Genomic DNA, 10,924 nt, shown 5'->3' with positions numbered 1-10,924 from the left:
CGGCGGGCGAGTGGGGGAGCGGGAAGGATGGGTGGGTGGGGAGGATGGATGGGTGGGTGGGTGGGTGGGTGACGAGCGGGTGTGGGGCGAGCAATTGGGTGTCGTCGTACTGCCGAGCGGGGCGCGGGTGCGGGGGCGGCGGATCGCGGACGCGGCGTCGCCCGCCGACTTCGCCCTGCTGCTGGCGCCCGGGCCGGTGCCCGCCTGGCCGCACCGGCGGATCCGGTGGCCCGACTTCTGGGTCCCGGTCGACCGGGCGGACGCGATCGACGCGCTGAGCGAGGCACTGCGCCGCGCTCACGCCGGCGAGCGGGTGGAGGTGGCCTGCCGGGGCGGCACCGGACGCACGGGCACGGCACTGGCCGCGCTGGCGATCCTCGACGGGCTGCCGCCTGAGCGGGCGGTGGACTGGGTGCGCGCCGCCTACCGGCCGCGCGCCGTGGAGACGCCCTGGCAGCGTCGCTGGCTGCACCGCCTCACCTGACGCCCCGTCACCTCGCCGCCGCCCGACCCCGCCTGGAGCGCTCTGCTCGCCGCTTCGCTGCCCGTCCGGCTCGGCGGCTCAGCGGGCCACGTACTCGCGCAGGTGCCGTGCGGTCAGCGTGTCGCCGTGGGCGACCAGCTCGGCCGGCGTGCCGGTGAAGACGATCCGGCCACCGTCGTGCCCCGCCCCCGGCCCGAGGTCGATCAGCCAGTCGGCGTGCGCCATCACCGCCTGGTGGTGCTCGATGACCACGACGGTGTTGCCGGCGTCGACCAGCCGGTCCAGCAGGGCGAGCAACTGGTCCACGTCGGCCAGGTGCAGCCCGGTGGTCGGCTCGTCCAGCACGTAGGTGCTCCCGCTGTCGGCCATCCGGATGGCCAGCTTGAGACGCTGCCGCTCACCGCCGGAGAGCGTGTTGAGCGGCTGACCCAGGGTCAGGTAGCCGAGCCCGACGTCGACCAGCCGGTCCAGGATCGCCCGGGCGGGGCCGCCGGGGAAGAAGTCCCGGGCCTGCGTGGCGGGCATCGCGAGCACCTCGCTGATGTTCCTGCCCCGCAGCCGGTAGGTGAGCACCTCGTCGGTGAAGCGCCGGCCCTCGCACCGCTCGCAGATCGAGGCGACACCGGCCATCATCGCCAGGTCGGTGTAGACGAGGCCGAGGCCCTTGCAGGTCGGGCAGGCGCCCTCGGAGTTGGCGCTGAACAGCGCGGCCTTGACGCCGTTGGCCTTGGCGAAGGCGGTGCGGATCGGGTCCAGCAGACCCGTGTAGGTGGCCGGGTTGCTGCGCCGGGAACCCCGGATCGGCGACTGGTCGACGACCACCACGCCGTCGCGGCGGTGCAGCGAGCCGTGGATCAGCGAGCTCTTGCCGGAGCCGGCCACCCCGGTCACCACGGTCAGCACCCCGAGCGGGATGTCGACGTCGACGCCACGCAGGTTGTGCAGGTCGGCGCCGCGGATCGGCAGCTGGCCGGACGGCCGGCGCACCTGTTCGCGCAGGCGTACCCGGTGGTCGAGGTGCCGGCCGGTGAGGGTGTCGGAGCGGCGCAGGCCCGCGACGTCGCCGGTGAAGCAGATCCGGCCGCCGGCCGCGCCGGCGCCGGGCCCGAGGTCGACCACGTGGTCGGCGATGGCGATCGTCTCGGGCTTGTGCTCCACGACCAGCACCGTGTTGCCCTTGTCGCGCAGGCGCAGCAGCAGGTCGTTCATGCGGGCGATGTCGTGCGGGTGCAGGCCGACGGTCGGTTCGTCGAAGACGTACGTGACGTCGGAGAGGCTGGAGCCGAGGTGCCGGACCATCTTCACCCGCTGCGCCTCGCCGCCGGAGAGCGTAGCGGACTCGCGGTCCAGGCTGAGGTAGCCCAGACCGATCTCGACCAGCGAGTCGAGCAGGTCACGTAGGTTGCCGACCAGCGGGGCGACCGACGGGTCGTCGATCGCGCGGACGAACCCGGCCAGGTCGCTGATCTGCATCGCCGCGCACTCGGCGATGTTGCGCCCGGCGATCCGGGAGGAGAGCGCCGCCGGGTTGAGCCGGGCGCCGCCGCAGTCGGCGCAGGTGGTGAAGGTGACCGCCCGGTCGACGAACGCGCGGATGTGCGCCTGCATCGACTCGCGGTCCTTGGCCAGGTAGAGCCGGCGCACCTTGACCGCCAGGCCCTCGTACGTCCAGTTGTTGCTGCCCACCTTGATCTTCGTGGACGGTTTGTGGAGGAAGTCCTGCCACTGCTGCGGCGTGTAGTCCTGCAGCTTCGTGTCCGGGTCGAACAGCCCGGAGCCGACGATGGTCTGCCAGTACCACGAGTCGACGGCGAAGTTGGGCACCTTGATCGCGCCGCCGTTGAGCGAGCGCTCGCGGTCGACCAGTTCGTCGACGTCGAGGTCGGAGACCCGCCCGAGGCCCTCGCAGGTCGGGCACATGCCCTCGGCCAGGTTGAAGCTGAACGCGCCCGCCCCGCCCACGTGCGGGGTGCCGAGCCGGCTGAAGACGATCCGCAGCATCGCGTACGCGTCGGTGGCGGTGCCGACGGTGGAGCGCGAGTTCGCGCCCATCCGCTCCTGGTCGACGACGATCGCCGCGCTCAGGTGGCGCAGCGAGTCGACGTCGGGGCGGCTCAGGTTCGACATGAACGACTGGAGGAAGGCGCTGTAGGTCTCGTTGATCAGGCGCTGGGACTCCGCGGCGATGGTCCCGAAGACGAGGGAGGACTTGCCGGAGCCGGAGACCCCGGTGAAGACGGTCAGCCGGCGCTTGGGGATGTCGACCGAGACGGAGGCGAGGTTGTTCTCCCGGGCGCCGCGTACCTCGATCATGTCGTGGCTGTCGGCGGCGGACCGTGCTGGCTGCTGCATGCGAACCCTTCGCGAGATCGTGGGCGGAGCTCTGCCCGAGCTACCTGTGCGGAGGCCAGGCCGCCTTCAATCGTCTCATTGAACCGCCCGTGTAGGGTTTCACGTCGCTGGGCTGCGACGACTGCCTCAGCGGCGCGGAAGAGTCTCAAACACCGTGGAGGCGGGTAGGGTGGCCCGGTGGTGGATTTGCGACGACCGGCCGGGCGGTGGCGGGGGGCTCAGGTCGCGGCGACCGCCGGCATCTCCGTCCAGCAGGTCCGCAACTACGTCGACCTCGGCGTGCTGCCGCCGGTCGAGCGCACCCCCGCCGGTTACCGCGTCTTCACGGCCGAGCACGTGCGGGCGCTGGCGGTGGTCCGGCGGATGGCCGAGGGGCACGGCTGGGCGCGTACCCGGGAGATCATGATCGCGGTGCACCGGGGCGACCTGGCGGCGGCGCTGGCGGCGCTCGACGCCGGCCACGCCGAGCTGGATCGCGAGCGGGCCGACATCCGGCGGGTGCTCGGTGCGTTCGAGACCGTGGTGACCAGCCCGGCCGCCGTCCTGCCGGCGCCCCGGCGCGGGGCCCGCATCGGCGAGGTCGCCGACCTGGTCGGCGTCCGCACCTCGCAGCTACGGCTGTGGGAGCAGCGCGGCCTGCTCCGGCCGGTCCGCGAGCGCGGCACCGGCTACCGGGTGTACGACGCGGCCGAGGTGCGCGCCGCGCAGGTCGTCGCGCTGCTGCGCCGGGGGGCGTACCCGTTCGACATCGTCGCGGCCGTGCTCGGCGAGATGCGCACCACGGGCAGCGCCCAGCGGGTCCACGCGGAGCTGGCCAGGCGGGAGCAGGAACTGCACCGGCGCAGCCTGCGACGGCTGCGCGCCTCGGCGGCGCTCCACGACTACCTGCGGGAGCGCGACGCGGCCCCGCCGGGGTGACTCAGTCGCAGCACCAGCACCGCTCCGGTCAGCGGGAGGCGGGCTGGGCGACCCACCCGTCCTGCGGGTCACCCCCGGGCGGGGCGAAGAAGGTGTCGGCGGCGCGCAGCGCGGCGGCGTCGCGAAGCACGTCGCCGGGCCGGTTTGCCTGGCCGAGCAGCGCGCCGCCCCATCGCATGCCGAGGTATTCGGCGCTGCGCCGCAGGGTGGTCACCAGCGGGTCCGCCGTGGCCGGGTCCTCGTCGTTGAGGGCGCTGACCGCCCACATCCGGCGGCCGCGCATGCGCTGCCGGAAGTCGACGCCGGGCACCCGCAGCCAGCCCGACCAGTGGTCGAGGTAGAGCTTGGTGGCGGCGCTGACGCTGTACCAGTAGAGCGGCGAGGCGATCACCAGGTCGGTCGCGGCGAGCGTCTCGGTCAGCAGCAGCGCCTCGTTGCCGGTCGGCGGCACGTAGCGCTGCTCGTCGTGCCGGATGTCCCGGAAGGGCGCCAGGGGGTGGTCGGCCAGGTGGAGCCAGCGCTGCTCGACGCCGGCCGGCAGCGCGGCCGCGGCGCGCCGGGCCAGGAGTTCGGTGTTGCCGCCGGAACGTGAGCTGCCGAGGAGGAAGAGGAAACGCATGACGGCACCGTCCATGTCCGACCGAGGAGAGTGCCCATGACGGTATCCGAGTGGACGCCCCTGCCGGCGGCGTGCCGACCGCTGCCGATTTCGTGCCGACCGCTGCCGGCGGCGCGCCGGTAGCGGCCGATTTCGTGCCGACCGGTCAGAGCGTCACGGCTGCCAGCACCAGCAGGGCGCACGCCGTCTCGACCAGCCCCACCCGCTTCGGCGTGACCCGGCGCCCGGCGAGCAGCACCGCCCGGGCGAGCAGCACGGCGAAGACCACGGCGACGGGCACCGGCGCCCAGAGCGCCGCGGCGACCGCGGCGACGGCGTGGTAGATCCACGCCCACCGGTAGCGGACGCTGTCGCGCTCACGGATCATCGTCTTGACGTGCAGGACGGTGCCGACCAGGTAGCCCAGCGCCACGGCCGTCACCCCGGCCACGCTGGTCCACGGCATTCCGGCGACCGTGGCGACGACGAGACCGAGCAGACCGCACTGCAGCACGAAGGCGAGATCGTTGACGAATGCCCGGTCCCGACGCCGGCGCGCGTAGCCGGCGTTGACGGCGGCGAGGAGCGCGAAGAACGGGGCGTAGGCGAGCGTCGCGGGCCGGGCCACCAGCACCGGCGCGGCGAGCGCGACCGTGGCGAGGCCGTACCCGACGAGCTGCGGTCGCACCCGGCGGAACCTGCCGGTCTTGACCGCCTGCAACCCGAAGTACGACAGCGGGAACCCGGCGAGCACGGCCCCGAGCAGGGGCAGGTGCAGCGGGTGCGCGCCGGTGACGGTCGACGCCGCCAGGACGGGCAGCAGGAGCATCGCCCACGCTCCGTGCTGCGGCGGCATCCACCCCGGCGACCGGCCCCGGCCCGGCGCGCGACCGGGAGCGTCCGCCGTGGGCCGCCCGGCCGGGCCGACGACCGGGCGACGACGGTGGGCCGGGACGGTGGTCACGACCGGGGTGTCACGGTGAGCAGGACGGCGGCGTCCGTGACGGCGTGCAGCGCGTGCCGCACCGGCGGAATGACCACGAGGTCGCCGGCCTCGCCCTCCCACGAGTCGTCCCCGGCCACCAGGCGCACCCGCCCCGCGAGCACCTGCAACGTCGCCTCGCCCGGGCTGTCGTGCTCGTCGAGGGACCGGCCGCCCCGCAGGGCGAGCAGGGTCTGCCGGAGCCGATGGTCCCGGCCCGGGTGCAGGGAACGGGCGCTGCGTCCGCTGGCGGCCTCCTGCGCGGCGGCGAGCTGCTCGTCGGCGAGGCGGGTCAGCGAGAGGGCTTCCATGGTCGTCCCTTCGTCGTGTCCTCCGGACGGGGAGGCGGGGCGCCGGTGCGGCGGTGTCCGTCTCGAAACCGGAAGATCGGGTACCTCTTTCAGTTCCCAGCTTCCGTCGCGCTCATGCGCGGCGGCAGGGCCGATGGTCCCGAAGTGGCGGTGACCCGCGCGGCCGCCGGCGGGATGACGCGTCCGTCTCCGGTTCCTGCGCCCCGGGAGCCTGCGGAACCCGGCCCGTACCCCGAACCGGGCCGACTAGGGTGCGGGGCATGAACGTTCGGCTGCTGGCGGCCACGGCGACCGCCGTCCTCCTCGGCGCCGGCGCGCCCGTCCCCGCTGCGGCCGGTCCCGCCGGTCGCGCCATCGCCGTGCCGTCCGCCTCCGTGCCGTCCGCCTCCGTGCCGCCGGTCTCCGCCTCCGTGCCGCCCGCCTCCGTGCCGTCCGGGTCCGTGCCCGGCGCGGTCGCGCCCGGATCCGGGGCCGTGCCGCCCGCACCCTGCCCGAGGGCGCCCGCGCCCCGGGTGTCCCGGCCGCCCCGTCCGTCGCCGCCGCCGGCCGTGCCGCAGGAGCGGGCCGTCGGCGGCGCGGCGCTGGACACGGCCGGGCTGGTCGTCCCGGCGGGCGTCGCGCGTCCGCCCGCGGTCACCGCGACCTCGTGGCTGGTCGCCGACCTGGACACCGGTGAGGTGTTGGGCGGTTGCGGCCCGCACGAGTACGGCACCCCGGCCAGCGTGCAGAAACTGCTGCTGGCCGCCACCATGCTGCCCCGGCTCGACCCGCAGCAGGTCGTCACCGTCACCGACGAGGACATGGACATCGAACCGGGTTCCTCGGCCGTCGGGCTGGTCGCCGGCGGACGGTACCGGATCGAGACGGTCTGGCTCGGGCTGCTGCTGCAGTCCGGCAACGAGGCGGCCAACGTGCTGGCCCGCCTCGGCGGCGGAGCGGACGGGATGGCCGGCGGCGTGCGGGCGATGAACGAGGAGGCGCACCGCCTCGGCGCCCTGCAGACCCACGCCGTGACCCCGTCCGGCCTCGACGGGCGGGGCCAGTTCACCAGCGCGTACGACCTGGCGCTGATCGCCCGGGCCTGCTTCGCCGACCCGACGTTCCGGCGGTACGCGCTGACCGAGACGCACCGCATCCCCGCCCAGCCGGCGCAGCGGACCAAGGGCTTCGAGATCCAGAACGAGAACCAGCTCGTCCACCGCTATCCGGGCGCGCTCGGCGGCAAGACCGGCTTCACCGACCTGGCCCGGCACACCTACGTCGGGGCGGCCCAGCGCGACGGGCGGCGGCTGGTGGCCACGCTGCTCGGCGCCGAGCCGCAGCCCGCGCGGGGCTGGGAGCAGGGGGCCGCCCTGCTCGACTGGGGTTTCTCACTGCCCCGGGGCTCCGCCGTCGGCCGGCTGGTCGAGCCGGGGGAGCTGACCGCCTCGGCGGCCGCCCCGCCGCCCGTGCTCGCCGCCACCGGTGACCCGCGCCCGGCCGCGGCCAGCGGCCCGCTCGAGGACGGCCTGGTCGCGCGCTGGCCCGTGGCCGCGTCCGTGGCGTCGGCGGTCGCGCTGCTGGGCGCGGTGCTGCTCTGGCGCCGACGAGCCGGGCGCCGCCGGTGAGGAAGGCTCCTTCCACGCCCCGGTGAGCGGGGCGGATCGACAAGCGACGACGGGATACATAGACTCCGGTCTTTCTGGCGCCACGAGTCCAGGGAGGATTCCCGTGTCGAGCGAACCCCGACCGCACCCCGTCCCGCCGTCGCTGGCGGCACGCCGTCGACCGGCCCGTACGCTGTCCCGCCTCGCCGGGGTGGCCCTGGTCGCGGGGGCACTGGTCACCGGCGGCGGCACCGCCGCGGCCGCCGCGCCCGGCGGTTCACCGGCCGACGCCTCCGCCGCCCGGGTGACGCCCGGCCCGTGCGCCTACACCCAGACGCCCGAGGACCCGGCGGCCCGGCCGGTTCCGCTGCCGCCCGATCCGCGGCGCACCCCCGACCGGGGCACCGTGCGGGTCACGCTGCGGACCAACCAGGGACCGATCGGGCTGACCCTCGACCGGGAGGCGGCCCCCTGCACCGTGCAGAGCTTCCTGCACCTGGTGCGCCACCGCTTCTACGACCGGACCTCGTGCCACCGACTCACCGCGTACCCGACGTTGCGGGTGCTCCAGTGCGGCGACCCGTCCGGCACCGGCTCCGGCGGTCCCGGCTACCGCTACGCCGACGAGCTGCCCACCGACCTGCCGCCGGCGCCGACAGACCCGACCGGGGTGCGCCGGCTCTACGCGCGCGGCACCCTCGCCATGGCCAACGCGGGCCCCGACACCAACGGCAGCCAGTTCTTCCTGGTCCAGTCGGACTCGGCGCTGCGCCCCAACTACACGGTCTTCGGCACGATCGACGCCGCCGGCCTGGCCACCCTCGACCGGATCGCCGCCGGCGGCATCGCCCCCACCGTCGAGGACCCCGCCCCGGTCGACGGCGCGCCCGCCCTGCCGGTCGACATCCGGCGCGCGGTGCGGCACCACCACCATCACCGCTGAGCCGGCGAACCGCCGGTGGCCCCCCCCGCGGGGGGCGTCGTTCCGGACCCTCCGGTGCGGCCCCGGGCGGCGGGACGCCGGCGAGCCGCGCCGGAACCTCCGGGGCCGACCCGGCCGGTGCGGGGCGGCGGCCGGCCGGAACTTCCGGAACGCTACCGGGAGCACTGCCGGTGTGCGATAGCCCTCACGGCCGGCGCGGCGGTGCCGTGCTGTCCCGGACGACCAGGTTGGTGGCGAGTTCCACCCGGGGGGAGTCGACGCCCTCGCCCTGGGCCAGCCGCAGCACGGTACGGGCGGCCAGCCGACCCATCTCCACCAGCGGCTGACGGACGGTGGTCAGCGGCGGTGAGGCCCAGCGGGCCTCGGGCAGGTCGTCGAAGCCCACGACGCTGACGTCGTCGGGGATCCGCAGCCCCCGCCGCCGCAGGGCCTCGTAGACGCCGAAGGCCATCTGGTCGCTGGCGGCGAAGATGGCCGTCGGCGGCTCGTCGAGATCGAGCAGCGCCGTCCCGGCGGCGAAGCCGGAGGCGTGGTAGAAGTCCCCGGGACGCACCAGCCGGTCGTCCACCGGGACCCCGGCGGCCTCCAGCCCGGCGCGGTGCCCGTCGAGGCGGGCCCGGCTGCACAGCAGGTGCGTGGGCCCGGCGACGAAGCCGATCCGCCGGTGCCCGAGCGACAACAGGTGCTCGGTGGCGGCGAGCCCGCCCGCCCAGTTGGTGGCCCCGACGGTGGGCACGTCCGTGGCGGGCACGCCGGCCGGGTCGACGACGACCACGGGCACGTTGAGCCGGCGCAGCTGCGCGTGCAGCGGCGGGCTCAGGTGCGAGGTCACGAAGATGACGCCGTCGGTGGCGCGGGCCCGCAGGTTCTGCAGCCACTGCCGGGCGGCGGTCGACTGGCGGTGGATCGCGGAGACCACCGTGCCGACGCCCGCGCCGTGCCCGACGTCCTCGACCCCGCGGATGATCTCCACCGCCCAGGGGCTGTCCAGGTCGTTGAAGACCAGGTCGAGAAGGCCGGCGCGGCTGACCGTGCGGCTGCCGCGGCGCTGGTAGCCGTGGTGGCGCAGCAGCTCCTCGACGCGCTCGCGGGTGTCGGGGGCGACGTCCGAGCGCCCGTTGAGCACCCGCGACACGGTCGGCACCGAGACCCCGGCCTCCCGCGCGATGGCGGTGATGGTGATCCTGCGCCCGTCGTCGCCGTCCACCCGCGTCTCCTTCACCGGTCGGAAGGCCGACCGTACCCGTCACCACCGGAAAACGTCCGGAACGGCGGGGCCGCTCCACCGGCCCATCTTGCCCCACGATCGGGGGTTGACGACACGGCAGGTCGGTTCTAGCGTTCGGACGAGTTACGGAAGTATTCCGGAAACTTGTCGGACACCTTTCGGTCGTCGCGCCGGCGGCGACGTCCCCCACCACACCCCCACCACGAGAGGTCGATCATGACTGTACGCACGCGGCTCGCCCGCGTCGTGGCGCTCGGCGCCGCCCTGGCGCTGGCGCTGCCACTGACCGCCTGTGGCGACGGTGACCCGGCCGCCGGTCAGGACGAGATCCGCATCCTGGTGTACGGCGACGCCACCAACAAGGTCGAGAAGCAGCTCGTCGACACGTTCAACAAGACGTCGAAGGTCAAGGCGGTGCTGGACACCATCCCCGGCGCCGACTACCAGACCAAGCTCCAGACGATCATCAACACCAAGCAGGCGCCTGACGTCTTCTTCAACTGGGGTGGCGGCAGCATCACTCCGTTCGTCAAGGCCGACCTGCTGCTGCCGCTCGACGACATGATCGCCAAGGACCCGGGGCTGAAGGCCAACTTCCTGCCCTCGGTCTTCAACACCGCCGTGGTCGACGGCAAGGCGTACGGGGTGCCGATGCGCGGCACCCAGCCGGTGCTGCTGTTCCACAACAAGAAGGTCCTCGCCGACGCCGGCATCACCCCGCCGAGGACGTGGGACGACCTGCTGACGGCCGTGAAGACCCTCAAGGGCAAGGGCATCACCCCGATCGCCCTCGGCGGCGGCGACCAGTGGCCCACCCAGATGTGGTATCAGTACCTCTACGACCGGGTGGCCGGCCCCGAGCTGTTCGCCAAGGCGCTCGGCGGCGACAAGGGCGCCTGGGAGAGTCCGGAGAGCCGCCGCGCCCTGGAGCTGCTGCGGCAGCTGACCGACGCCGGCGCGTTCGGCACCAACTTCGACTCGGTCAAGTTCACCGACGGCGGCTCGCCCACACTGCTGTCCAGCGGCAAGGCCGGCTTCGAGCTGATGGGCTCCTGGAACTACTCGACCCACCACGACGCCAACCCGACCTTCGCCGCCGAGGGCCTCGGCTGGAGCGCCTTCCCGAGCGTGCCGGGGGGCAAGGGCGACCCGCGCAACGTGGTCGGCAACACCAACAACTTCTACTCCGTGCTGAAGAAGACCCGGCACCCGGAGGCGGTGGCGGAGTTCCTCAAGCTCCAGTACTCCGACGAGTTCGTCCAGGCACAGCTCGCCATCGGCAACCTGCCCACCACCACCAACACCGAGAAGTTCCTCGACGGCGCCACCAACCCCGACTACCTGAAGTACCAGTTCACCCTGGTCAAGGAGGCCCCGAGCTTCCAGCTCTCCTGGGACCAGGCGTACCCGCCGGCAGCGACCACGACCATCCACCAGGCCGTGCAGCAGTACTGCAACGGCCGGCTGGACGCCGCCGGCTTCATCAAGGCCATGCAGTCCCTGCAGGCGGGCTGAGCGCGGC

At 74.2% G+C, this 10,924-nt stretch carries 10 protein-coding genes; 5 read left to right on the top strand and 5 right to left on the bottom strand.

Annotation, left to right across the window (positions count from 1 at the left end):
• Nucleotides 1-79: 79 nt before the first annotated feature.
• Nucleotides 80-484: a protein-tyrosine phosphatase family protein gene (locus tag V6U77_RS26320; RefSeq protein WP_442934517.1), complete on the top strand. Its 405-nt coding sequence runs from the start codon at nucleotides 80-82 to the stop codon at nucleotides 482-484.
• Nucleotides 485-562: 78 nt separating this feature from the next.
• Here V6U77_RS26320 and V6U77_RS26315 read toward each other — a convergent pair whose 3' ends face one another.
• Nucleotides 563-2,836 (bottom strand): excinuclease ABC subunit UvrA, encoded by a 2,274-nt coding sequence (locus V6U77_RS26315; RefSeq protein WP_334609406.1) that lies wholly within the window; start codon nucleotides 2,834-2,836, stop codon nucleotides 563-565.
• A gap of 180 nt (nucleotides 2,837-3,016) precedes the next feature.
• Between V6U77_RS26315 and V6U77_RS26310 the strand changes: the two genes are divergently transcribed.
• Complete coding sequence (locus V6U77_RS26310) at nucleotides 3,017-3,754, top strand: MerR family transcriptional regulator (RefSeq protein WP_334609405.1); 738 nt, start codon at nucleotides 3,017-3,019, stop codon at nucleotides 3,752-3,754.
• Between the two features lie 28 nt (nucleotides 3,755-3,782).
• Here V6U77_RS26310 and V6U77_RS26305 read toward each other — a convergent pair whose 3' ends face one another.
• The 3 genes from V6U77_RS26305 to V6U77_RS26295 all read right to left on the bottom strand — a co-directional run bounded on the left by V6U77_RS26305 (nucleotide 3,783) and on the right by V6U77_RS26295 (nucleotide 5,645).
• On the bottom strand, nucleotides 3,783-4,373 hold the full coding sequence (locus V6U77_RS26305; protein ID WP_334609404.1) for a flavodoxin family protein: 591 nt from the start codon (nucleotides 4,371-4,373) through the stop codon (nucleotides 3,783-3,785).
• Between the two features lie 145 nt (nucleotides 4,374-4,518).
• On the bottom strand, nucleotides 4,519-5,181 hold the full coding sequence (locus tag V6U77_RS26300) for a YwiC-like family protein (protein WP_442934515.1): 663 nt from the start codon (nucleotides 5,179-5,181) through the stop codon (nucleotides 4,519-4,521).
• A 131-nt stretch (nucleotides 5,182-5,312) separates the two neighbouring features.
• Entirely contained in the window at nucleotides 5,313-5,645 is a 333-nt protein-coding gene (locus tag V6U77_RS26295) for a cupin domain-containing protein (protein WP_334609402.1), read from the bottom strand.
• A gap of 260 nt (nucleotides 5,646-5,905) precedes the next feature.
• On the opposite strand from V6U77_RS26295, the gene V6U77_RS26290 reads away from it, so the two are divergent.
• Nucleotides 5,906-7,252, top strand: a complete 1,347-nt coding sequence (locus V6U77_RS26290; RefSeq protein WP_334609401.1) for a D-alanyl-D-alanine carboxypeptidase family protein — start codon at nucleotides 5,906-5,908, stop codon at nucleotides 7,250-7,252.
• A 103-nt stretch (nucleotides 7,253-7,355) separates the two neighbouring features.
• Nucleotides 7,356-8,174, top strand: coding sequence for a peptidylprolyl isomerase (locus tag V6U77_RS26285; RefSeq protein WP_442934514.1), 819 nt, complete (start codon nucleotides 7,356-7,358; stop codon nucleotides 8,172-8,174).
• Between the two features lie 184 nt (nucleotides 8,175-8,358).
• Here V6U77_RS26285 and V6U77_RS26280 read toward each other — a convergent pair whose 3' ends face one another.
• Nucleotides 8,359-9,381, bottom strand: a complete 1,023-nt coding sequence (locus V6U77_RS26280) for a LacI family DNA-binding transcriptional regulator (RefSeq protein WP_334609400.1) — start codon at nucleotides 9,379-9,381, stop codon at nucleotides 8,359-8,361.
• A gap of 237 nt (nucleotides 9,382-9,618) precedes the next feature.
• Between V6U77_RS26280 and V6U77_RS26275 the strand changes: the two genes are divergently transcribed.
• Nucleotides 9,619-10,917, top strand: a complete 1,299-nt coding sequence (locus V6U77_RS26275) for an ABC transporter substrate-binding protein (protein WP_334609399.1) — start codon at nucleotides 9,619-9,621, stop codon at nucleotides 10,915-10,917.
• The last annotated feature ends 7 nt before the right edge of the window (nucleotides 10,918-10,924 follow it).

The sequence above is a fragment of the Micromonospora sp. CPCC 205546 genome, assembly GCF_036902715.1.
In the GTDB taxonomy this organism is placed as follows: domain Bacteria; phylum Actinomycetota; class Actinomycetes; order Mycobacteriales; family Micromonosporaceae; genus Micromonospora.
This window is presented reverse-complemented; position numbering and strand designations above follow the sequence as displayed.

Excerpts from the sequence above, each read along its gene's own strand:
- V6U77_RS26295 (WP_334609402.1), bottom strand. The coding sequence starts at position 5,645 with ATGGAAGCCCTCTCGCTGACCCGCCTCGCCGACGAGCAGCTCGCCGCC.
- V6U77_RS26290 (WP_334609401.1), top strand. The coding sequence starts at position 5,906 with ATGAACGTTCGGCTGCTGGCGGCCACGGCGACCGCCGTCCTCCTCGGC.
- V6U77_RS26305 (WP_334609404.1), bottom strand. The coding sequence starts at position 4,373 with ATGCGTTTCCTCTTCCTCCTCGGCAGCTCACGTTCCGGCGGCAACACC.
- V6U77_RS26315 (WP_334609406.1), bottom strand. The coding sequence starts at position 2,836 with ATGCAGCAGCCAGCACGGTCCGCCGCCGACAGCCACGACATGATCGAG.
- V6U77_RS26300 (WP_442934515.1), bottom strand. The coding sequence starts at position 5,181 with ATGCTCCTGCTGCCCGTCCTGGCGGCGTCGACCGTCACCGGCGCGCAC.
- V6U77_RS26275 (WP_334609399.1), top strand. The coding sequence starts at position 9,619 with ATGACTGTACGCACGCGGCTCGCCCGCGTCGTGGCGCTCGGCGCCGCC.